This is a genomic window from Pontibacter toksunensis (genome assembly GCF_042686245.1).
GTDB classification, from domain to species: Bacteria; Bacteroidota; Bacteroidia; order Cytophagales; family Hymenobacteraceae; genus Pontibacter; species Pontibacter toksunensis.
In genome coordinates this window covers 56246-79953 of the sequence record NZ_JBHUOX010000026.1, presented here as the reverse complement: position 1 = coordinate 79953, position 23708 = coordinate 56246, and the positions used below count along the sequence as shown (strand labels likewise).

The following is a 23708-nucleotide window of genomic DNA, read 5'->3' as shown; positions in this document are numbered from 1 at the left end:
TTGGGACTATGGCAGTGAGGGCAGGTGGTCATATGAAGTAAAGGTTTGGCGATCTCTATTTCATAACACCTGCTTCTCATTGCTAATTCCTCAATATGACCATCCTTACTTTTAGTACACTACCAATGATTTTACAGGGTTCACCTTTACTATAGGCTGCAGCAAAAAATCGAGCAGGCGCAAGGCATAGCTGAAGTGCTAAACAATTCGTCTATTTCGCCGCAGATCAAAAAAGAGATTGAGATGATGATGGAGGAGACCCTCAGTCGTACGATAATCCTTGACGGTATACTCGATATGTTAACGACTAAGCCCACTAGGACAAAGGATGTTGTTCGACATGAAAATGTACAAGATTGGAATAGCATTCTACATTTGATAAGCTCCGCTGTATTCACAATAGTTTTGGCAAGCTTTATTATTGTTTTTACTTTAATTGAACATCATGGAGAACCTATCCTTAATAGAATTGCTTTCGCTTTGTTGGCTGTCAACTTCTTTAGCTTGTTAGTAGCTTTGCAATATTACATCACGTTGTTAGTACCTCCCTTAGTGTTTGGTTCATGGCTGTGGAATTATGCTTTAAATCTCTTGATTCAAGCAGGTTTTATGCTTCTTGTTACTTGATTGTTAAGTCTTCAATCAAAGGATATAAAGAGGGTGCGCATAGAGTAGTTTTCATGAAAAGGGCATTGGAGGAAGAGTTAGAAATAGATAAAATTAGAAAAGGGAGCCACTAAACTCCTTTTCTATTTTAGCCACCTACAACCAAGTTTATACTCTCCACTTCTGTTTTCTCTCAAGCCCCGGCAACAGGTCTGTAGGGCACAGGTCAGTTTCCGGGAGCAATGTTGCACCTTCAGCGTGCCTACCATTTACATGCTTAACTGTAGGAAATAAAAAATGCAGCCGGTTATTTTTAAGAGCTTCTGCAGAAGAAGGTAACTATTTCGAGGCATAGGTAATGGAGGCGCCTGGATAATTTTTAGCGACATTATACATCTCCTCCCAGCCGCGCATGATGGGGCTGCCTTTCATGCCCCGGTACTCGACATTGTATTTTGCATCTTCCGTCACACCATAAATAGTCATGCTGGAGCCATCCAAGCCACCGCGGATGTGAACTGTAGTAGTTTCACCGTCTCGCACCTGAACGATCAATGCAACTTCGCTGCCTCTGATGCCTTTGCCGGTGGTCGTGATGACACCCAGTTCTTTGTCAATTGTCTGCATCCCAAATCCTTTGTCTGTGAGGATAGCGACCATGTTGCGGAGCGCTTCTTCATAGCTGTCAGAAGTTTGTATAATGATGGTGTTGTCCTTCTTCTGCGGCGCTTCATGAGTAGAACCGCCAGGGTTAAGTTCCCAGGAATTAGTATACATTGGCTCCTGCGAAATGCAGGAAAAAGAGGCAAACAGGAGGGCGAACGGTAGGAGCTTTTTCATGAAGCGACTATACGTACCTTTATATATTCAAGTTAATATATAATTTAAATATATCTCCACTTATTTACATTTCCACCAAATCATTACACAACTGCACACTTGAAACGCATTATTATACTTCATTACTAAAGCTCGGAGCATAAACAGGATTCAGGTTGCTTTACTCCTTGTATTGTCCATAGTAGTTTAGGGAGGACTCACCTGAAAAGAAATAGATTAGAAGCAAAAAGGCCTGTAAAAATAAATTTACAGGCCTTCTAAGATTGTGGAGTAGCAGGGATTCGAACCCTGGTCCAGACAAGGAAATCGTCGTGCCTTCTACATGCTTAGGCTTATTCGGATTGTCGGGAGCTTGCAAGTATAAGCCAAACTTATGCGCACTCCTTAGATGCTTAAGTTTCGCCTGTGCATCGCATCGCTACACAGACTAGTAAAACTTATCGAAGCCTCGTATGTGCAGGCAGTTTCACGAAACCTGCACGAGACTATGGCTTGTTACTTAATACCTAGATTAAGCAGCCATGGCGTAATTAGATTCGCCATTTATTGTTCGAACGCAATTTTTGACAGGTGGCACGTTCAACACCCGGCATGCTTACACGCAATCTGCGCAAGCTGTCAATTCCAGTCTACCCCATAAGTTAAAGAACGTGTTCTTGCTGTTTATACTTCAAGAAGTATACCACAAATATACTAAATTCTGCGGCTTTTCCCGTTCTCAGCAGTAAAAAAAACACCCGTATACGAGCAAAAGGTTCACCTGTTTAAACAAGTAACAGGTAAACCTTGCAGTTGCACCAGTGAACTACTCAGCGCCAAGTTAGTTTAGGCGTTCAGCGAGTTTGGCATTTTATCGCAGTGAATACTGCAGCGTGTTTATCTCCGGCGACTGGTATAAATCAGCAGGGGAACTGGTGTATAGGAAGCGCTTCATCGGGTATTTTACCTGGAACACTTTTGGGTTTTTGGCACCAGCGGGAACCAGCATCAGCGAGGATTTACCTTTCATGGTTTCTCTTTCAATGTTCAGCCCTTCCCGGTTATCGAAGCGCACATCGAAGTAGTACAGGTAAGGGTACACCCAGTTTACATAGCTGGCTTTGCTGGTGCCGGAAAGGCTTCTTATCTCCAGTTCATCATAGTTATTAGCAATAGCCTGCTGAAATTCCACAGCGTTGAGCGGCACGTTATGCAGCATAGGCATAGTATCAAACTGTCCGTCCAGCATCACCCATTTCTGCAGGTCTGGCAGGAATACTTCAAGCAGCACGTGCCCGGCTCCGGAGGTAGTGGTTTCCACGTCTTTTGTTTTCAGGCCCATTACGCGGGCAGGCAAGCCAATAGCATTCAGGCAGGAGGTAGCCACGATGCCGTACTCCACACATCTGAATTTCTTCCCGTCTTTTACCTCCTCCAGTATAGTAAGGGCATCTGCTCTTTTAGGCTCGTTAGAACCATTGTGGCTCCACTGCCTGTGTACCCAGTTCACCATGCGCAGCGCCTTTTCTGTGTCGTTGGTGGCACCTTTTACTATTTCATCCAGCTGATATTTGCCACGGAGGGTGTTCAGGAACACGTTATTTACATTCTGCTCGTAGATAAACTTGTAAGACACCTTCGCCTTCAGCTGCTCGAATTTCAAAGCCTCAAACCCAAATCCCCGCAGTTCTGTCAGGGCATATTTACCATCGAGCTGCACGTAAAACAGGTGCTTTTCGCCAGGATGTACATCAACCGCGATAGAATCAAGGTTGGTATAAAAGACAGCCTTCTCCTGCTGCCCGTGTACCGGCACCAGCAGTACGTCCGGAGACACTTCAGGCATAATGTGCCAGGTACCTTTCACCAACTCCCCTCCTATTTTGTAGTCGGCTATGTTGGACGTGGCCTCTATAACAGGCAGACCTCTATACTCTTTTTGTGCGAAAGCTGGCATGGCCAGGAACAACAGCAGGAACAGGAAATTGAATGATTTTTTCATGATTTTATTTTGTAGCTAATGGTCGTGTAAATCAGGTAAAGAAATAGTGCTTCTGTTGCAGGGAGGTACCGTAGCACCTCCCTGGGGGATAATATTATTCGGTGCGTAGCGATGTAACCGGATTGGTAACCGCTGTTTTCACTGCATGGAAGCTAAGCGTAACCATGGCGATAACTATAGTCGACAGAAACGCTGCGGCAAATATCCACCAGCTCAGTTCAGTGCGGAAAGCGTAGTCGTTGAGCCAGTTGTCCATCAGGTACCAGCTGAGTGGCAGGGCAATCAGGTTTGCAATCAGGACCAGCCTCAGGAAGTCTTTTGACAGCATATATACAATGCTGGTGATAGAGGCACCCAGCACCTTGCGGATACCGATTTCCTTCGTTCTCTGCTCTGCCGTAAAGAGCGCCAGGCCAAACAAACCCAGGCAGGAGATAAAGATGGCGACACCGGCAAAGTAAGTCGTCAGCTGCCCCATCACCGCCTCGCTCTTATACATCATCTCGAAATCCTCATCCAGGAAGTGGTACTCGAAAGGGAACGCGGGATTTTGTCTTTTTACAACCTCTTCAACAGCGGCTACCGCTGCGGTAGTACTGCCAGGGGCTATGCGGGCAAACAGCGTGTTATTCTCCTGAGGCCGCAGCACCAAAATAAGGGGCTGCATGGCTAAATGCATAGAGGAGGAGTGGAAATCGTTCATCACACCAATGATAGGTCCACTTAATTCCCCCCATAACTTCAGCGACTCCCCAACCGGCTCCTGCAGTTGCATTAGGCGGGCAGCCTCACTGTTCACTAAAAAAGCGGCTGTGTCAGTACCAAACTGCCTGGAAAAATCACGTCCTTCTTTCAGGGTTATTCCCATTGCCTCCAGGAAGTCATAATCTACCGTCATGATGCTGAACAGGATGCTGGCGTTAGGGTCTTTGCCTTTCCACTCCACGTTGCCTGTTGAGTTGCCCACCATCATGGGGTTCTGGTTTGCAGACGATACCGACAGGACACCTGGTATGGCCTCTAGCTCCCGCTTTACAACCTCATATCTACTCTGCAATTCTCCCTCCAGTGGAACATACATCAGGTTTTCACGGTCCAGCCCGATATTTTTGGTCCGGATGTAGTGTAGCTGCAGGTATACTACCAACGTACTGATGATTAGCAGGGCCGAGAGCATAAACTGGAACACCACCAGGCCCTTGCGGAACACCGACACGCGCTTGCTTAGCTTAGCTGTGCCTTTCAGTACTACCGCCGGATTGAAAGAGGATAGGAAGAAGGCAGGATAACTGCCAGATACAAGGCCTGTCAGTACAGCCACCCCTATCAGCAGCAGCAGCAGTGTTGGGTCAGACAAATCAATGGAAATAAACTTGCCTGTCAGTTCGTTGAAGTGTGGCAACAGGATGCCCGCCAGGTTAACAGAAACAAACAGGGCCAGAAAGGCCACCAGCACCGATTCCGTCATGAACTGGTAAACAAGTGCTGACTTGTTGGCCCCGATGGCTTTGCGCACCCCTACCTCCTTAGCACGCTTGGCAGAACGGGCTGTTGCCAGGTTCATGAAATTGATGCAAGCAATAATCAGGATAAACACAGCCACCACCGAAAACAGGCGTACATCCTCAATATTGCCACTGCCTACCTGGCTGCCATTGCGGAACTCGCCATACAGGTACATGTCGCTGATTGGCTGCACGAATAAATCAATGTTCGACTCCTTTTCATGCTGCTTCACGATGGGTTTGATTTTCTCGTTAAAGGCTGTTATGTCAGTACCAGGCTGCAGTTGCAGGTAGGTACGGATACCATTATTACTCCAGCTCTTCAGCCATGATCCGCCAGGGGTGCTTCTCCAATCCTCCAGCGGCATCACATAATCGAACTTTAAGGTCGAATTCTTCGGCACGTCCTGCATCACCCCGGTCACTTTGTAACTCTTGCTGTTGTCTATCTTAAACATCTTGCCCATCGCCGCCTCCGGGGAGTCGAAAAACTGCTTGGCCACTGTTTCCGAAATCACGACAGAATTCGGCTGCTTCAGCACCTGTGTTGGGTTGCCGTGCAGCAAAGGGAAAGAGAATATCTCGAAAAACTCCGGATCTGTGTACCTGCCGCTCACTTTCAGCACCTTGTCGTTGTAAGCAAAGAGCTGCTTCCACTCCCAGGTGGTACTACGGACGGCATTTTTCACCTCTGGCAGTTCCTGCTCCAGCGCCTCAGCCAGTGGTCCCGGGTTGGCATCGGTCGTCAGGTCATCGGCCCCTGGGTAACTTTGCACCTCCATTACCCGGTACAGGTTGTCTATGTCTGTATGGAAGCGGTTGATACTCATCTCATCCTTCACCCACAGCAGAATCAGAATGCTACAGGTCATGCCCAACGCGAGCCCTGACACATTAATCAGCGAGAAGACCTTGTGCCGCATCAGGTTGCGGTAGGCCATTTTGAGGTAGTTTTTAAACATAGTCTTAAGTATTGTGGTGTAACGTCTATATCCCAGGTGTTTACAAGTGCTGAACCGGCAGCTTGATTTGGAGCAAGAAATTTACATGCCATAATAATAACACAATGATTATCAGTGCATTAACCCACAATATCTATTCAGAGGTGTACGGTTCCGATACACCTGCACGCGTAACACCTGACCGCTTCCGGTACAGGGAACTGTCTGAATCAGGATTTACAGAATTACCAGATTGGCAGGATGAGAATTAATTCATTTACAAGAAACACTACAGCCAAATTATTCTCAAGTCATAACTTGCATCCTGTATATCCTTATCATATCCTGCACATGCCTGAAGCAGCCCCTGTGCAGCGCTCTTATTTTTATCAGATGGATTAACTATATTCGGTTTCTGAAACAGAAATCACAATTCTATGGCCTCTGCAAAAAATGCCCGCGTTTTGGTGGTAGACGACGAAACAGACGTGCTCTTTGCGCTCAAAATGCTGCTCAAAACCGAAGTAGGGCAAGTAGTAACCGAGAAGAACCCTGACAACCTGCCCAGCCTGCTGGAGCGGGAAAAGTTTGACGTCATCTTCCTGGACATGAACTTTAAGAGCGCCCTGAACACCGGCAACGAAGGCTTGTTCTGGCTGCGCCAGATACTGCAGAAAGACAAGGAGGCCAGAGTGATCCTGATTACCGCTTATGGCGATGTGGAACTGGCCGTGCGCTCGCTAAAGGAAGGAGCCGCCGATTTTATAGTAAAGCCCTGGCACAACGACAAGCTGCTGGAAACACTCCACCACAACCTGGAAGCCAGGCAACAGAAAAAAGCAGGCGCCGCAAACACCTCTACCCGTAAGAACACCAGCACCAGCATACTCGGTGAGTCTGATGCCATCAAAGAAGTACTTTATAAAATTGGTAAGATTGCACCCACTGAGGCCAACGTATTAGTCTTGGGTGAGAACGGCACAGGAAAGGAACTTGTGGCAAGGGCACTGCACGAAAAGTCTTTCCGGGCAAACAAACCATTTGTGAGCGTGGATATGGGCGCCCTGACAGATACTCTTTTCGAGAGCGAGCTGTTTGGTTCTAAAAAAGGCGCTTTCACCGATGCAAAAGAAGACCGCGCTGGGCGCTTTGAAGCCGCCAATGGCGGTACGCTTTTCTTGGACGAGATTAGCAACATCACACCGGCCATGCAGGCTAAACTGCTTACGGTGCTGCAGAACCGGCAGGTAACGCCGCTGGGTTCTAACACACCGGTGCCGGTGGACATCCGTTTGGTCTCAGCCACCAACGAGCCTATTTACGAACTGGCAGCCCGCAATCAGTTCCGTAAAGACCTTATTTACCGCATCAATACCGTAGAAATTACGCTGCCTCCGCTGCGCCAGCGGGAAGGGGACATAGAGCTGCTGGCCCGCCATTTTTCTGCCATTTATGCGCAAAAGAATCACAAGCCGGAGCCGGACTTTGCCCCGGCCACACTGCAGAAACTGAAGCAGCACCGCTGGCCTGGTAATGTACGGGAATTACAACATGCCGTGGAGCGGGCCATCATTCTGGCAGAAAGTAACGTGCTGCAGCCGCAGGATTTCAGCTTTTCACCTATGGAAATGGCTACTGCCGCCTCCCCTGCCACAGCGTATATACCGGAGAAGGCTGTTCCGCTTATTGAGATGGAGCGTGAAACCATCATCCGGACGCTGGAGAAGAACAAAGGCAATATCTCCAGAACAGCTAAGGAACTAGGCCTTACCCGCACCGCCCTTTACCGCCGCCTGAACAAGCATGATATTTAAGCGCCTTGAGCTCGGACTGTTTGTCCGTTTTCTGCTTTTGCTGGGTATGATGTACCTCACACTGGAGTACCTCACACAGTACACTTGGCTACAGGTAACATCCGGCATCTTGGTTATGCTCGCGCAGCTGTGGGAGCTGTCGCATTATGTTACGCGCAGCAACAACGAACTGGCCAAATTCCTGCAGTCTGTAAAACAACGGGACTTTTCGCAGCGCTTCAACGAGCACACCACCAACAGTTCTTTGCGTCAACTGCACGCTGCCTTCAACCTTATCAACGACACCTATAAACAGCTGCACATCGAAAAAGAGGCGCAGTTTCATTACATGCAGACAATCCTGCAGATGATAGACACTGGTATCATGGCAGTTGATGCCACAACCGGTGAAGTGGAATGGGTGAACGACGCGTTTAAAAACACGCTGAGCGTGCCTTACCTGAAAAGCGTTGCCAGCTTGGAGCCACGATACCCTGCGCTACATGAGGCCCTGCAAACTCTGAAGCCCGGCGAAAGCAAATTACTAAAGCTGAAGCTGCCAAAGGGTCAGTCGCAGTTGCTGCTCTCCGCCACCGCCTTTACCATGCAGCAGCGCAACCTGCTGCTGATAGCCCTCAAAAACGTAAGCGCTACCGTAGACGCCACAGAAACAGAGGCCTGGCAAAAGCTGCTGCGCGTGATGACGCATGAAATCATGAACTCGGTAGCTCCCATTGCCTCGCTGGCAGACACCTTGGGGCGCCACCTGCAAATGGAGCTTGAGCACCAGGAGCAGCACAGGCAGACAGCACCAGACCCGGAACTGCTGCAGGATACGGCAGAAGGCATATCGATTATCAAAAAGCGCAGCGAAGGGCTGCTGCGCTTCGCCCATTTTTACCGCAACCTAAACAAGTCGCAGGAGCTGATGCTGACTACTGTTTACGTGCAGGAGCTTTTCAAAAGTATAAACGTGCTGATGCGCCCACAACTCGAGGAGCAGGGCGTGGAACTGAGCTGCAATGTAACACCTCCGGGCCTCCACCTGAACGCCGATGTGAACCTGCTCGAGCAGGTGCTCATTAACTTAATCCTTAATGCGAAACATGCTGTACAAGGCCGTCCCCAGCCTCGCATTGAACTCACGGCGCAGCAAGTGGATGGCAAAACAACCATTGAGGTGCTCGACAACGGCAGCGGCATTCCGGAGGAGCTGCTGGAAAGCATCTTCATTCCATTCTTCACTTCCCACAAAGACGGCTCCGGCATCGGCCTCAGTTTGGCAAAACACATCATGCTCCTGCACAAGGGCAGCATACAGGTAGAGAGCAAGGAAGGCGTGGGTACTGTGTTTAAAATGGTGTTTTAGTAAAAAGGGCACAGGCAGCAAAACATAAAACTTTCACCTCCTCACCATTTATTGGTGTTATTCTTTCAATAATTCAGAGTAAGGCTTCATCTTCACATTTTCTGGAGCACGCGCAATAAGGAGAAAAATTTAAGCTGCCTTATCCCTTCTCCCACACTTTTATCTACTCCGAAAAATTTCTTTTATCACTATATAACTTTTCAACTATTTGGGCATTAAATCGTTATTAAAATTGCTATAGAAAATTTAACAATAGCAACAGTATAAATATTAACCTCCTATCCCTCTGAGCAATGCAAAAACAGAGTTTACAGCAGAACGTAGCCGATATTTTAGCTACAGCAGATGTAAAAATCAACGGCTCCGACCCATGGGATCTGCATATACATAACGACGGGTTCTATGAACGGGTGCTAAGCCAGGGAACGCTGGGGCTGGGCGAGTCTTACATGGACGGCTGGTGGGACTGTGAGCAGATAGATGAATTCGCATTTCGGGTGATAAGGGCAGATTTGTATAAGAAAGCCAGGTTTGGCTGGAGAACCATGATGAAGATGTTGCTTGCAAGAGTGATAAACTTTCAGACAAAAGGATTAGCCGCTCGTAACGCCCAGCGGCACTACGACATAGGCAACAACCTCTATCAAGTGATGTTAGACAAACGCATGGTTTATACTTGTGGCTACTGGAAAGACGCAGCTAACCTGGACCAGGCGCAGGAAAATAAGCTAGATTTAGTTTGCCGAAAAATAAGGCTGCAGCCTGGGCAACGGGTGCTAGACCTTGGTTGTGGCTGGGGCAGCTTCGCAAAATTTGCTGCCGAGCGATATGGTGCAGAAGTAGTAGGTGTAACGGTAGCACGCGAACAGGTAAAGCTAGGCAAAGAGTTGTGCAAGGGGCTTCCAGTGGAACTTCGCCTGCAGGATTACCGGGAGGTGAACGAGAAATTTGACCATGTTGTCGCAATAGGGCTGACTGAACATATTGGCTACCAAAACCACCGCACCTTTATGAACGTAGCTGCCCGATGCCTTAAAGACAATGGTTTGTTCTTGCTGCACACTAACGGTTTCCCATTATCTAAAACCTCACCTGACCCGTTCATTGACAAATATATTTTCCCGAACTGTTTAATCCCTTCCCTAAAACAACTAGGAGCTGCCATGGAGCATTTGTTTGTGGTGGAAGATTTTCACAGTTTTGGCCCTTATTACGACCTGACCCTGATGGCCTGGTTCCATAACTTTGACCGCCACTGGGACCAGCTTAAGGAAGAGTATGGTGAGCGATTTTACCGGATGTGGAAGTACTACCTGCTTTCTAACGCTGGCTCTTTCCGCGCCCGCAATAACCAACTCTGGCAGATGGTGCTTTCAAAAAAAGGGGTTTTAGGTGGGTATGAGTCGGTGAGGTAGGGAAATGACTTCAGCCACCTCAGTATCACAAATCATAAGTTTCAGACTTACCCTTGAGATGACTGCCTACAGCTTCTTAAGCAGTTACCGTTGCCCCTGCTTCATAAAAATAGCTTAAGAAATTTACAAACCTTCCCTCTCAATGCTCCGCTACTCAACGATTTACGGCTGAACTGTGTTGAGACTCAATTGCTGCCTGAAGTGGATAAGTATCTGGAAAACTACTGGATAAATCCCCTCCCATCTCACCTTCAGTTTGATTATCTTTGTACTAATGGAAAACTTTGTAGTATCAGCGCGTAAATACCGTCCGACCACGTTCGACAGCGTGGTGGGGCAGCATCATATAACCAATACCCTTAAAAACGCCATCAGCAGCCAGCACCTGGCGCAGGCATTCCTTTTCTGCGGGCCACGCGGTGTGGGTAAAACCACCTGTGCCCGCATCCTGGCTAAAACCATTAACTGCCAGAACATAACCCCGGAAATAGAAGCCTGCAACGTGTGCGAGTCGTGCCGAAGCTTTAACTCCAACAGCTCTTTTAACATACACGAACTCGATGCGGCCTCTAACAACTCGGTAGAGGATATCCGGAACCTGGTGGAGCAGGTGCGTTATGCCCCGCAAACGGGCAAGTATAAAATCTATATCATAGATGAGGTGCACATGCTCTCAAACCAGGCCTTCAACGCCTTCCTGAAGACGCTGGAGGAGCCGCCTTCCTATGCCATTTTCATACTGGCCACCACAGAGCGCCATAAGATTATCCCGACTATCCTGTCGCGTTGCCAGATTTTTGATTTCAACAGAATCAGGATTGAGGACATGGTGCGCCATCTGGGCAGCATCGCCACAAAAGAAAGTATACAGGCTGAACCGGACGCCCTGCACCTGATTTCGCAGAAAGCCGATGGAGCGCTCCGCGATGCGCTCTCTATTTTCGACCAGATGGTGACCTTCTCGGGCAGCAACGTCACCTACAAAGCCACGGTCGAGAACCTGCACATCCTGGATTATGATTATTACTTCCGCCTGACCGACCACCTGCTGGAGCAGAACCTTTCCGGTTCACTGCTGCTGTTCGATGAGATCCTGAAGAACGGCTTTGATTCACACAATTTCCTGATAGGTGTCGGCGAGCACTTCCGTAGCCTGCTGGTGTGCAAAGACCAGGCAACCGTGCAACTGCTGGAGGTGTCGGACAACATCAAGGCGAAGTATGTAGAGCAGTCTGCCAAGGCTTCTGTGTCGTTCCTGCTCTCAGGCCTGAACCTGGTGAGCACCTGCGACATGCACTATAAGAGCAGCAAGAATCAGCGCCTTCATGTAGAGCTGTGCCTCATGAAAATGGCACACCTGAATGCCGCCCTGAGTTTTGCCCAAAACGGTGAAACAGCAAAAAAAGCTAAGGTAGCAGCGCCGGCACCAGCCGCTACCGGTTCAGCAGGTGCCACCACTACGCCTGCGGCAGGAACGCAGCCGCAGCAAGACCAGGAAGGGCAGGTGCCTTCTGAAAAGCTGCAGCAGCCAACACCAGATAGCGTACCCTCAGAACGTTTGCAGCAACCGCACCAGCCAAACCATGTACCATCGGAGGAACTGCAACAGCCGCCAAAGCCGCAGGAGGTAACACCGGATGCACACATTGCCCCTGCCAACCCGCAAACCCCTCCCGGCTCAGGCCCTGACCGTGGCGCAGACAAACCGCGTTCTGGCATACAGCTGCCTCCGGCTAAAAAGCTGAGTAAGCTCCCGAGCCTGAAAGACCTGCAGACGGCGCAGGATGTTGCCACGGAAGTAGCTGTGGCTGAGGAAGAGGAAGAACCCAACTATGGCATGGCACTTCCTGTAGACAAAGCCCGCCTGAACACAGTCTGGCATGCCATATTACGCAGAAAGAAGTCGGAGAACATGATGGAGTATACGCTCCTGAACCGGCAGTATCATGTGAGCGATGAGAATGAGATCACCCTACAGCTCGAAAACCACGTAATGTTCGACCAGTTTACAAGCCTGCGCCCTTCGCTGCTGGCCGAACTGAAAAAGGAAATCGGCAACCGTGGCATCAAGCTAAAAGCTGAGGTGATGGAAGTGCAGGAGGAAAACAAAATGTACACTTCGCAGGATAAATTCAACTACCTCGCCGAGAAATATCCGATGCTCGTCGATATACGGCAGCGCCTGGGCCTGGATATGGACTTCTAATCTGGAAATATTTCATATATTTATCTCTTAGTAACAAGACTTTACCGGACAAACTGAATCAATACTTAGCAATACTGAGCCAAGGTACATGTATCTCAGCTCAGTAGATGTTACAACACCCAATTCAACTTATCCAGTTTTACGTCTTGCTGCTTCATTTTTATAAGTAAACCACATAAAAGCTATGGCTATAAAAAGAGGATCATCTCTGTTACTGCTTGCGTTGGGGCTAATGTTCACGCAATGCAAAAACGAGACGTACCAGACGCAGTCGACGACCGACACCACAGCAGCGGCCACCACAGCTCCTGCCGAGAAAGAATATAAATACGAAACAGCGCCCAACGACCCTCTGAACGCACGCGTCTATACCCTGGACAATGGTTTGAAAGTTTACCTGACGGATTACGAGGAGGCACCCCGTATCCAGACCTACATTGCCGTGCGTGCGGGTAGTAAAAATGATCCGGCAGACGCGACTGGCCTGGCGCACTACCTCGAGCACATGGTGTTTAAAGGCACCACAAAACTGGGCACCGCAAACTGGGAGAAAGAAAAAGAAGAGCTGGCAAAAATAGAGGCGCTGTATGAGAAGTACCGCAACACCACGGATGCGGCCATGCGCAAAAAAATCTATAACCAAATCGACAGCGTGTCTGGTGTGGCAGCTACCTATGCCATTGCCAACGAATATGACAAAGCCACGACAGCCATTGGTGCCAAAGGAACGAACGCCTATACCTGGGTAGACCAGACAGTATATGTGAATGACATACCGAGCAACCAGATGGAGCGCTGGCTGGAGCTGGAGGCTGATCGCTTCCGGGAAATGGTACCCCGCCTGTTTCACACAGAGCTGGAGGCGGTGTACGAAGAAAAGAACCGCTCCCTGGACAGTGATGCCCGCAAAGTGGCAGAGGTTATCAACACGGAGTTGTTCCCGACGCACCAATACGGCACGCAAAGCACCATCGGTACCATTGAGCACCTGAAAAACCCTTCTATCACAGCCATCAAGAATTATTTTGATAAGTATTATGTACCGAACAACATGGCCATCGCCATGTCAGGCGACATCGACTTTGACAAAACGATTCGCCTGATTGACAAGTATTGGGGCGAGATGCCGCAGAAGCCAGTGCCAACATTTAATGTGGCGCAGGAGCAGCCTATTCAGCAGCCAATTGTGAAGGAAGTGCTTGGTCCGGATGCAGAGAACGTGTCTATTGCCTACCGTACGCCGGGCATCAATACAAAGGATGCGTTGGTGGTGCAGATGATCAGCAATTTGCTGTACAACGGTGCTGCCGGCCTGATTGACCTTAACCTGAACCAGCAGCAAAAGGTACTGCAGTCGTATGCCTACGACACCCCTATGAAAGACTACGGCACGTTCCGGATGACAGGTATGCCGCGCCAGGGCCAGTCGCTGGACCAGGTGCGTGACCTGTTGCTCGCGCAGCTGGACATGATCAAGAAAGGTCAGTTTGATGAAGAACTGATGACGGCGGTGGTAAACAACGACAAAATCAACACCATGCAGGCCTACGAAGACAACGGGAATCGTGCCGATGCCTTTGTAACTTCCTTTATCTATGAAATGCCGTGGGACAAGTTTGTAAGTCGTCCGAAAGAATTTGCTCAGATCACAAAGCAGGACGTGATAGATGTAGCCAATAAGTACTTTAACAACAACTATGTACTGGTGTACAAGCGCTCCGGCCAGGACCCAAGTGCACAGAAGGTGGAAAAGCCAACCATTACGCCGGTAGAGGTTAACCGCGATGCGCAATCAGACTACTACAAAACCTTCCTGGCAAAAGAAAGTGAAGTGCAGCCGCTGCAACCGGTATTTATCGACTACTCCAAAGACATTGTGGAGAAGAAGCTGAAGAACGACATTCCGCTGCTGTACACTCAGAACAAAGAAAACGGACTGTTTCAGCTATACTACATCCTGGACATGGGCACCAACAACGACCAGAAACTGGGGATGGCGGTGAACTACCTCAAGTACCTCGGCACCGACAAATATACCGCTGAGGAGTTGCAGAAGGAGCTTTACAAGTTAGGTACTTCCTTTGATGTGTTCTCTTCCGGCGACCAAGTATACGTAAGCCTGACAGGCCTTGACGAAAATTTCGAGAAAGGACTGAACCTGTTCGAGAGCGTACTGGCGAACCCGAAACCAGACCAGCAGGCGCTGAACGACATGGTGGCCGGCATTCTGAAAGCTCGCGAAGACGCCAAGAAGAATAAAGGCGTAATTCTGCAGCAGGCAATGGTTAACTATGCCAAGTATGGCCCTAAGAACCCATTTAACACCCTGCTTACCGAGAAGCAACTGAAGGCCGTGAAGCCGCAGGAACTGGTGAGCATCATCAAGAGCATTCCTACTTATGAGCACCGCGTGCTGTACTATGGCCCACGCGAAACAGACAACCTGGTTGCTGCGCTGAATACCGGGCATATGGTACCTGCCACGCTTAAGCCAGTACCAGCCGAGAAAGTGTATGCCGAAATTGACTTTAAAGAGCCTACCGTATACTGGGCCGACTATGACATGGTGCAGGCCGAGATGCTGTTCCTGAGCAAGTCTGTGCCTTACAGCAAAGACATTATTCCGGTGGTGAGGTTGTACAATGAGTACATGGGCGGCATTGTGTTCCAGGACCTGCGTGAGTCAAAAGCACTGGCTTACTCTACTTATTCATTCTACTCCCCTGCCTCCAAGCAAGGGCGCGCGAATTACCTGCTGTCTTATATCGGTGCACAGGCAGACAAGCTTTCTGAGGCTATGGCCGGTATGCAATCCCTTCTGACTGAAATGCCGTTGGCCGATGCAAACTTCCAGAATGCCCGTGCTTCTTTGCGCAACAGCATCTCCACAGAGCGCATCACAAAGGCGGGCATCCTGTTCGATTATGAGCGTGCTAAAAAGCTTGGCCTCAACTACGACATTCGTCAGGATGTGTACCAGAGCGCCAATAGCATGACCTTCGACCAGATGAAAGAATTTCAGCAGAAGTATGTAAAGGCCCAGCCACAGGCAATACTAGTGATTGGCTCTAAAGACAAGCTCAACTTCAAGGAACTGGAGAAGTATGGTAAAGTGAAGCAACTGAGTTTGAAGGAACTGTTCGGGTATTAACCTCCCCCAACCCCTCCTAAAAACAGGAGGGGCTTTCTTTGCTTTAGATATTAAAGTAAAGGAATGCAAAATATGACATCTTTATAAGAGCAAAAGCGGCAGCCAAACTTTGGCTGCCGCTTTTGTTTTACCTCGCCCTCCTAAAAGCAGCAAGGAAGTACTCTTTTTCAACCGCCGCCCTTGCTGCGTATTTTCACCAGCAAGCGAAAAAGGAGGAGTTCTAGATGTTGTTGAGAATACTAACGCTGGCAATTTACCCGGGGAAACTGGGACATTTTAGATTTAGTTGTTTCGGATGTACAAGACCTAAGGTTTTATATATGCCCTTGGTTAATCTGAGAGGGCAACCGAAAAATCTCAAAACAATATAAAAATCAATTGGTTAGAACTACAATGCTTTTCCTGAAGCAGATTTTTTTTCTAACTATTACTAAAAAACTATGCTAAACTATTTCACAAAATTCAGAATTACAGCACTGCTTTTAGTGCTCAGTACCTTTGCCTTTACCAGTTGTAAAGAAGATGATGATCTTCCATTGCCTGTTAAGGATGTAAAAGTGTATGAGTTGTATTCTGTGGCGGATCCTAACATAGAGGGGACGGCAACATTTGTAAAGCTTAACGACGGAGCCACCTCCATCACCATCCAGCTTTCAGGCACACCTGCCGGTGGCATGCATCCAGCACACATCCATGGAAATACAGCTGTAGAAGGAGGTGGTATTGAAATCTCTTTACAACCGGTTAACGGAGCGAGTGGAAGAAGTGTAACTATTGTGCGTGAAACTGATGCTGGAATGCCTGTATCCTATGAAGACCTGCTGGAATACGATGGCTATATCAACGTGCACCTAAGCGAGGATGATCTGGGAACGATAGTAGCGCAAGGTGACATAGGCCAGAATGAACTGACAGGGGAATCTAAGCAGTATGCTCTGGAAGAAAGAGCAGTAGAAGGCATTAGCGGAACGGTTCTTTTTGAGGAAAGAAGGAACGGCGAGGCACTCGCCACTATCTTCCTTACAGGCACCCCTGACGGAGGCGAGCACCCTGCGCATATTCACCAGAATTCAGCTGAGGAAGGCGGTGGCATTGTGTACACATTCAATCCTGTAAATGGCACCACCGGCATGAGCAAATCCAATGTGGCCACCCTCGATGATGGCACTCCATTCGGCTATGATGATGTATTAACCTACGATGGGTATGTTAATGTGCACCTGAGTGCTACTGACCTGGCAACGATAGTGGCGCAAGGTAACATTGGTTCTAATGCTGACTAAAGAATAGGGTTTATGTTTTATAAAAGAAAAGGTCTCCTTGCTAAGGAGACCTTTTCTTTTGCCTTGCAAGGGGATGTTGATCAGCCATTCTGCCATTGTTGGTGTTTTCACCAACAATTCAACTGCAGCGGCTGTGCGTTTTGTTTTTGGTGAAAACACCAACAATGGCGGGAGGTACAAGTTCGCACCAGCTATATATTATGATAAAAGGCTGCCTAAAATAAATCAGGCAGCCTTTCATTTAAACTATAGTTCTCTTAGAAATCAGCTAATGCACTGTTAAGTGTTTCGCTTGGACGCATGGCTTTCACAGCTTTGTCGGTATCCGGGTGAAAGTAGCCTCCCAGTTCCACAGGCTGGCCCTGCACAGCGTTTAACTCGCTTACAATCTTCTCTTCGTTCTCACCCAGCTCCTTCGCCAGTTTGGAAAATCTTTCCTGTAGTTCCTTGTCTTTCGATTGCTCTGCCAGTGCCTCTGCCCAGTAAAGCGCCAGGTAGAAATGGCTGCCACGGTTATCTATTCCACCCACTTTACGTGTTGGTGATTTGTCCTTCTCCAAGAACTCAGCGTTCGCTTTATTCAAGGCTTCTGCCAACACTTTAGCCTTTTCATTGTCCGTCTTGTACGCCAGATCCTCCAGCGATACAGCTAGGGCTAAGAACTCACCCAGTGAATCCCAGCGCAGGTAGTTCTCTTCCATGAACTGCTCCACGTGCTTCGGTGCAGAACCGCCCGCACCTGTCTCGAACAAGCCACCGCCGTCCAGCAACGGAACAATGGAAAGCATTTTGGCACTGGTACCTAACTCTATAATAGGGAACAGGTCAGTGAGGTAGTCGCGCAATACGTTACCAGTTACAGATATAGTGTCTTTACCCGCTTTGGCACGCTCTAAGGTATAACGCATTGCCTCTACCGGAGACATAATCTGTATTTCAAGCCCATTTGTATCATGGTCCTGCAGGTAGCGGTTTACTTTCTTTATCAGGTTGGCATCGTGTGCTCTGTTCGGGTCCAACCAGAAGATAGCAGGTGTGTTGGTAACTCTTGCTCTTGTCACAGCCAGTTTCACCCAGTCCTGGATCGGCAGGTCTTTTGTCTGCGTCATTCTGAAGATATCCCCTTCTTCTACTTTCTGCTCCATCAGGGTATTGCCGGAAGCATCTACCACCCGCACGGCACCACTTTCCGTCATCTCAAACGTTTTATCGTGCGAGCCGTACTCTTCTGCTTTCTGCGCCATCAGGCCGATATTCGGAACGGTACCCATGGTAGTTACATCAAAAGCGCCATTCTCTTTATGGAAGTTGATTACCTCCTGGTAAATACCTGCATAGCTACGGTCCGGTATAATGGCTTTTGTGTCATGCAGTTTGCTATCAGGTCCCCACATCTTTCCGGAGGAACGGATTGCCGCCGGCATAGAGGCGTCAATAATCACATCGCTTGGCACGTGCAGGTTAGTGATGCCCTTATCGGAATTAACCATCGCCAGCTTAGGGCCTTTTTCATAAGCGGCCTTCAGGTCGGCTTCTATCTCTGTTCTCTTTTCGTCAGGCAGGTTCTTTATTTTTGCATATACATCACCCAGACCATTGTTAGGATTCACTCCAATTTCCCTGAAGGTGTCGGCATGCTTTGCAAATACATCTTTGAAGAAAACGGTAACGGCATGCCCAAACATAATAGGATCCGATACTTTCATCATGGTTGCCTTTAAGTGAAGAGACAGGAGCACGTCGTTGTTTTTAGCGTCTTCTATCGCTTCTTCCAGGAATGAACGCAGGGCACTTCTGCTCATCACAGCAGAATCTATTACTTCACCTTCCTGCAGGGTTACCTTCTCTTTCAGCGTTCTGGTGCTTCCGTCGGCAGCAACGAATTCTATTTTAACGTCACCGGCCTTTTCTACAACAACAGACTTCTCACTGCCATAAAAGTCGCCGCCGTCCATATGCGCCACGTGCGTTTTGGAATCAGAACTCCACTCGCCCATGGAGTGTGGGTTCTGCTTCGCGTATTGCTTTACAGCCTCTGCCACTCTGCGGTCTGAGTTACCTTCTCTCAGGACCGGGTTTACAGCGCTACCGAGAATCCTGGCATAGCGGGCCCTTATTTCTTTTTCAGCCTCATCTTTCGGCTCTGACGGGTAGTCAGGAATATTGTAGCCCTGTGCCTGAAGCTCTTTTATGGCAGCCGTTAGCTGCGGTACTGAAGCACTGATGTTAGGCAATTTAATAATGTTTGCTTCCGGGGTTTTCGCTACATCGCCCAGGTAAGCCAGGTCATCATTTTGCTTCTGGTCCTCAGTTAGTTTATCAGGAAAAGTAGCGAGAATACGCCCGGCAAGTGAGATGTCTCTTGTTTCCACATCGATGCCAGCGGCCTTGGTAAAGGTTTCCACGATAGGTAAGAAGGAGCGTGTTGCCAGTGCTGGCGCTTCATCGGTTATGGTATAAACTATCTTAGCTGTTTTTGTCGTCATCTTGTTCTTTTAGTTTTATCTATATTATCACCAACGCGGGAAGTAAGTACAGGTTATAGTAGCAAATAAGTTATAATAGCAAATATAAGAGTCTTTTTGAAATAGGCTAATGGAGAAACCGCTTTCCTGCTTTATATTAAAAGCCATCTTGAACGAGAATAATTTGGCAGCCTCTCACCTAAATTAGTGCAGCAATAGCTGGGGTTTATTGTTCTGCCATACTAGTTTCCCTACTTCATGCCATGGATTATCTATCTGTTTCCGCAGATAATCTCTTTCCCAGTTGAACTGTACAGTTGCCTCTTTAGCCAGCAATCTGAAGGTAGCATCCTGTAGTGATACTTTGTGCTTTGCAGCCCAGAACGCGGTGAACCGCACTACCCCGTCCTTTACCTGAGCAGTATCTTCGGGGTAAGCACCAATAGTACGAGACCATTTTGTAAACATCCTGCCAAAGGAATAAGCAGACGCTTTTCCTTGCCTGTCGATGATAGGTAGCCAAACCGTCCCCTTGTCTGGCCCAATGTATTCAACAGACAATATACTGTAGCTACCTTCTTCAAAGCCAGTGTAAATCAGGTTTTCTGTTACACCCAATACTTTTGAATTTATAACTTCCAGAGGAAGGAAGGCCTTCGCCATATAGTTGCGGAGCGTTGACAACCCTGCGTAGTTGCTGACATTGACGATCAGGGGAGCATGTAACAGTTTGATTAGTTGGGCGAGCACGAGGTAAAAGGTGAAGCAGTACAACAGTTTCACTTTTACCTGCTCTCGCTGTTTGTAGCTATAGCCCATCTCCTCTTGTTGTAACTGCCGCTGTGCAGGATAGAGAACCAATATGGACTTTAACCACGAAAGCCTGTCGAAATTGGTAGCATTACCGGCACGTCTTATTCTATTTGTTAATTTGATTCCAGACCAAAAGGAATGAGGCAGTAGAAGCATATATACTCCGGCAAAGGTGAGGCCGAAGGAGGGTATAGGAAAGGTGAAAGCAATTCCCAGATGCATACATACTCCCGTCAAAGCGAGCCACGGCCTGATTTTCCGGAACGGAAGCAGGAAGATAAACAGCACCTCGAATAGCATCACCAGGTAACCCAGCCCAATTATAATCTCCTTCTGGTTTAGCAGCCAAAAGTGGGATGAATAAACTTGGTTTGGCAGGGATGCAGGCAACCATATCCCAAGTCCTTTCAGCCACATAGCGGATGCCGCTTTATGGAAAAAAGAGTCCAGGTATTGGAGGCAGAGCACCAGCAGAACAGGCAAGAAATAGTAGACTCTCCGCACCTTCTGCTCACTCTCCTGTGGGTGCTGCACTCTATACAGAAAGCTGTCCACGGACCATGTGCTGGCAATGGGTAGTATGATTAGAAGAAAGCTGACTCCAACTAAGGCAGCATCAAAATGATACTTGATTGTGGTAAAAGAAGAGAAGAAAACCAGCACCAGCACATAATTGATGATGGCCGCAGTCTTAGGTAGAAAGCCAATTAGCAGAAAGAACAGTACACCAATCCAGCCAAGCAGCACCAATGAAAAGCTGATTTCCGACTCTACGATATACGGTATCGGATCGAAGTACAGGTGGCGGAAATAAAACACTTTTGCCACTTCTACTATCAGGATGATGCTGAAGAAAATCCGGAAAATACTTAATCCTAAACCAGTAACCCGTGTCTGGCAGAGGTTTTTGAACTTAGAATAAAAAGGGAGCATGCGTCGGTTTGCAACAACAGGGGAAAGAGAGAGCTAACAGCTAACCCGAAGGCTAATCTATAAAATATTTTTTTGCTATTAGCTTATCCGGGCTGTTTTGTACAGCTGTGCCTTGCTAAATATATAAGCCAATGGAGTAGTATTCTTTATCGGGAAGCCATGTCAGGAATTCTCCTGCTCCTGCAGCAGCTTTATCACCAACTCATCGCTTATTTGGGAGAACTCGTCGTAGAACTGACCTACTGCCTGAAAGTAGGGGGGCACCAACAGGCATATCACCTCATCTACCATACTATCTATTTGGTCATAGGCAGAGGGCGATGCGACAGGCACAGCTACTACTATTTTACGCGGAGCCTCTTTTTTAACCAGCTCTATGGTTGCCATCAGCGTTTTGCCGGTAGCCACACCGTCATCCACGATGATTACTACGCGGTCCTTCAGGGGTACGTGTTCCCGGTTGCCCATATAAAGGCTATACTTGTGGCGCAGGTTCTCCCGTATCCGGGTTACTTCGGCCTCAACATAGGCTGTTGGCACTTCTGCCCTTTCATCCACGGCCACACTGCCCAAACTGACAGAACCTATGGCAAATTCAGGGTTAGACGGGTGTCCGATTTTTTTGGAAAGCGTCACCTCAAGTGGCATACCCAGGTGCTTGGCGATGGGGGCAGCCACTGGCACTCCGCCCCGTGGAATGGCCAGCACAACGCCCTGTTCTCCCCTATACTTCTCCAGCCGTTCTGCCAGCAGCAGCGCAGCTTCTTTCCTGTTTCGTATCCGCTCTGAGTTCATAGTCATGCATTGTGTTGTTCAACAATGATAACATTGCCTGCCCTACGGTTGGTTCTGGCGCAGAGGCTGTTGCTTTTGAGGTGCGAGGTACTTTCGGAACCAGTCAGTGGCAAGTTGGGCCGCCATCTCTAATGCGCCCGGTTCTTCGAAAAGGTGGGTGGCATCCGGTACTATTTCCACATCTTTAATTCCCAGAAGTTGGTTGTTTGCCTGGATGTTCATTTCCAGCACGTTTTCATCCTTTCCGCCTACTATGAGCAAAGTAGGAGACTGGACATCCGGCAGTGCTGTGTCTGCTAAGTCCGGCCGGCCACCCCTGCTCACCACGCACTTGATAATATCTCCGCCTAAAGCGGCAGCGGCACCCAGGGCCGCTGCCGCACCTGTGCTGGCCCCAAAGTAGGCATAGTTGTATTCGCTCGTGCGTGGGTCTTTCTGAAGCCAGTAGGTTGTCTCAATCAAACGCTGGGTCAAAAGCGGAATATCAAACTTCTTTTTCCCTTCCTCATCTTCTTCAGGAGTAAGCAAGTCAAACAACAGGGTGCCAAATCCAGACTTTTGCAGGTGTTCCGCCACAAAACGGTTTCGCTTGCTGAGGCGGCTACTGCCACTTCCATGGGCGAAAACCACAAGCCCTTTCGCTTCTCCCGGAATAGCAAGGTCTCCTATCAGCGCCGCATCCGGCATATCAATTCGCACACTCTCATTCATTATATAGTTTGCCATAGCTTATTCGTATAGTTCAGACAGCGGCTCTGTTACCAAAGCCTATTATGAAGGTACGACCTCTTCCCTCCAAAGTTCAGGCGGCACAACTCCTTACCAGCCTTCTGCCGTAATCAGTATAGCTAAACCGCTTGTTATGCGATATTTCATACCTTGCCTCCTCCTCTTATCTGCCTTATACAGTGCGTGCACCTCCGAACAGAAGGGCGCTGATGGCTCAGGAACCCTGAGCAGCAGCGGTATCGATTCTCTGGAGGCTGTGCAGGAGGAGCCACAGCGCAAGGAGAACACCCCCGGCTCCGACACGATAAGTTTTGAGGTCGCTTTTGAACACTTTTTCAAAGCGCTGCAGGCCGGAGACACAGTAGGGCTGAACCAGTTCATTTCGCCTCAGCATGGGTTTTGGCTGATAGAACAACCGGGCGCTGTGCCGGCATACACCCATTTCAGTAACATACAGCAGGTGCAGCGCAGTTACCAGGATCAGCCTTTCACTTCTATAAGGGACCAAATGCAGGAGTGCTCTTTGCAGGAGCGGCAGGAGTTCCCGGAGTTCAACTGTGCCTGGATGGATAGGGGCCGAACAGGCTTCGCAGCAGATGGCTGCTTCTATAAAAACACCACTGATTTTAAGACAAGTGACATGTGGAAGTATGCGAGTTTAGAAGACGAACAGGAGAAACACGTGCAGCAGATGCAGCAGCAGGTACAGAAAACAGTGTTGCATACCCGCAGCTACTTCCGTTTCCACTTTGCCCATGATGGTGAAAGGTGGCGCCTGCTCTTCGCAGACCTCCGCATGCCCTGCAGTGCTTAATCAATTTTGAATGACTGACGTTTGAATAATTGAATAGAAAACACGTACGAAAAGTGTAAGCGAATCCTT

16 protein-coding genes and 1 other RNA gene are annotated in these 23708 nt (G+C 48.5%); 9 read left to right on the top strand and 8 right to left on the bottom strand.

Annotated features, from left to right (window positions below):
• Positions 1 to 243 precede the first annotated feature (243 nt).
• The gene (locus ACFS7Z_RS23265) at positions 244 to 627 is read left to right on the top strand and encodes a hypothetical protein (protein WP_377490363.1); all 384 of its coding nucleotides are present in this window, start codon (positions 244 to 246) and stop codon (positions 625 to 627) included.
• A gap of 318 nt (positions 628 to 945) precedes the next feature.
• Here the strand turns inward: ACFS7Z_RS23265 and ACFS7Z_RS23260 are convergent, their stop codons facing one another.
• The 4 genes from ACFS7Z_RS23260 to ACFS7Z_RS23245 all read right to left on the bottom strand — a co-directional run bounded on the left by ACFS7Z_RS23260 (position 946) and on the right by ACFS7Z_RS23245 (position 5894).
• On the bottom strand, positions 946 to 1446 hold the full coding sequence (locus ACFS7Z_RS23260; RefSeq protein ID WP_377490360.1) for a hypothetical protein: 501 nt from the start codon (positions 1444 to 1446) through the stop codon (positions 946 to 948).
• A gap of 263 nt (positions 1447 to 1709) precedes the next feature.
• Positions 1710 to 2082, bottom strand: a transfer-messenger RNA (tmRNA) gene (ssrA, locus tag ACFS7Z_RS23255).
• A gap of 214 nt (positions 2083 to 2296) precedes the next feature.
• Positions 2297 to 3427 carry a transglutaminase-like domain-containing protein gene (locus tag ACFS7Z_RS23250; RefSeq protein WP_377490358.1) on the bottom strand — a complete coding sequence of 377 codons (1131 nt, stop codon included), beginning with the start codon at positions 3425 to 3427 and terminating at the stop codon, positions 2297 to 2299.
• A gap of 94 nt (positions 3428 to 3521) precedes the next feature.
• Positions 3522 to 5894 (bottom strand): ABC transporter permease, encoded by a 2373-nt coding sequence (locus ACFS7Z_RS23245; RefSeq protein ID WP_377490355.1) that lies wholly within the window; start codon positions 5892 to 5894, stop codon positions 3522 to 3524.
• A 104-nt stretch (positions 5895 to 5998) separates the two neighbouring features.
• Here ACFS7Z_RS23245 and ACFS7Z_RS23240 point away from each other — a divergent pair, with 104 nt between their 5' ends.
• The 7 genes from ACFS7Z_RS23240 (at position 5999) to ACFS7Z_RS23210 (ending at position 17090) form a co-directional block, all read left to right on the top strand.
• Complete coding sequence (locus ACFS7Z_RS23240) at positions 5999 to 6145, top strand: hypothetical protein (RefSeq protein WP_377490352.1); 147 nt, start codon at positions 5999 to 6001, stop codon at positions 6143 to 6145.
• Between the two features lie 165 nt (positions 6146 to 6310).
• On the top strand, positions 6311 to 7687 hold the full coding sequence (locus ACFS7Z_RS23235; RefSeq protein ID WP_377490349.1) for a sigma-54-dependent transcriptional regulator: 1377 nt from the start codon (positions 6311 to 6313) through the stop codon (positions 7685 to 7687).
• Positions 7677 to 9035, top strand: a complete 1359-nt coding sequence (locus ACFS7Z_RS23230; RefSeq protein ID WP_377490345.1) for a sensor histidine kinase — start codon at positions 7677 to 7679, stop codon at positions 9033 to 9035. Before ACFS7Z_RS23235 ends, ACFS7Z_RS23230 begins: the two co-directional genes overlap by 11 nt.
• A 293-nt stretch (positions 9036 to 9328) precedes the next feature.
• Entirely contained in the window at positions 9329 to 10450 is a 1122-nt protein-coding gene (cfa, locus tag ACFS7Z_RS23225; RefSeq protein ID WP_377490342.1) for a cyclopropane fatty acyl phospholipid synthase, read from the top strand.
• 274 nt (positions 10451 to 10724) lie between these two features.
• Positions 10725 to 12656: a DNA polymerase III subunit gamma/tau gene (locus tag ACFS7Z_RS23220; protein WP_377490339.1), complete on the top strand. Its 1932-nt coding sequence runs from the start codon at positions 10725 to 10727 to the stop codon at positions 12654 to 12656.
• 184 nt (positions 12657 to 12840) lie between these two features.
• A complete protein-coding gene (locus ACFS7Z_RS23215; protein ID WP_377490336.1) occupies positions 12841 to 15807 on the top strand; it encodes a M16 family metallopeptidase in 2967 nt (988 codons plus the stop codon).
• Positions 15808 to 16247: 440 nt separating this feature from the next.
• On the top strand, positions 16248 to 17090 hold the full coding sequence (locus ACFS7Z_RS23210; protein ID WP_377490333.1) for a CHRD domain-containing protein: 843 nt from the start codon (positions 16248 to 16250) through the stop codon (positions 17088 to 17090).
• A gap of 257 nt (positions 17091 to 17347) precedes the next feature.
• Here ACFS7Z_RS23210 and ACFS7Z_RS23205 read toward each other — a convergent pair whose 3' ends face one another.
• From ACFS7Z_RS23205 to ACFS7Z_RS23190, 4 genes are all read right to left on the bottom strand, one after another.
• The gene (locus ACFS7Z_RS23205; protein ID WP_377490330.1) at positions 17348 to 19576 is read right to left on the bottom strand and encodes an NADP-dependent isocitrate dehydrogenase; all 2229 of its coding nucleotides are present in this window, start codon (positions 19574 to 19576) and stop codon (positions 17348 to 17350) included.
• A 183-nt stretch (positions 19577 to 19759) separates the two neighbouring features.
• The gene (locus ACFS7Z_RS23200; RefSeq protein ID WP_377490327.1) at positions 19760 to 21301 is read right to left on the bottom strand and encodes a hypothetical protein; all 1542 of its coding nucleotides are present in this window, start codon (positions 21299 to 21301) and stop codon (positions 19760 to 19762) included.
• Between the two features lie 162 nt (positions 21302 to 21463).
• Positions 21464 to 22096, bottom strand: coding sequence for a phosphoribosyltransferase (locus ACFS7Z_RS23195; protein ID WP_377490324.1), 633 nt, complete (start codon positions 22094 to 22096; stop codon positions 21464 to 21466).
• 42 nt (positions 22097 to 22138) lie between these two features.
• Positions 22139 to 22822: a dienelactone hydrolase family protein gene (locus tag ACFS7Z_RS23190; protein WP_377490321.1), complete on the bottom strand. Its 684-nt coding sequence runs from the start codon at positions 22820 to 22822 to the stop codon at positions 22139 to 22141.
• A 136-nt stretch (positions 22823 to 22958) separates the two neighbouring features.
• Here ACFS7Z_RS23190 and ACFS7Z_RS23185 point away from each other — a divergent pair, with 136 nt between their 5' ends.
• Positions 22959 to 23639 (top strand): hypothetical protein, encoded by a 681-nt coding sequence (locus ACFS7Z_RS23185; RefSeq protein ID WP_377490318.1) that lies wholly within the window; start codon positions 22959 to 22961, stop codon positions 23637 to 23639.
• Positions 23640 to 23708: the final 69 nt, after the last annotated feature.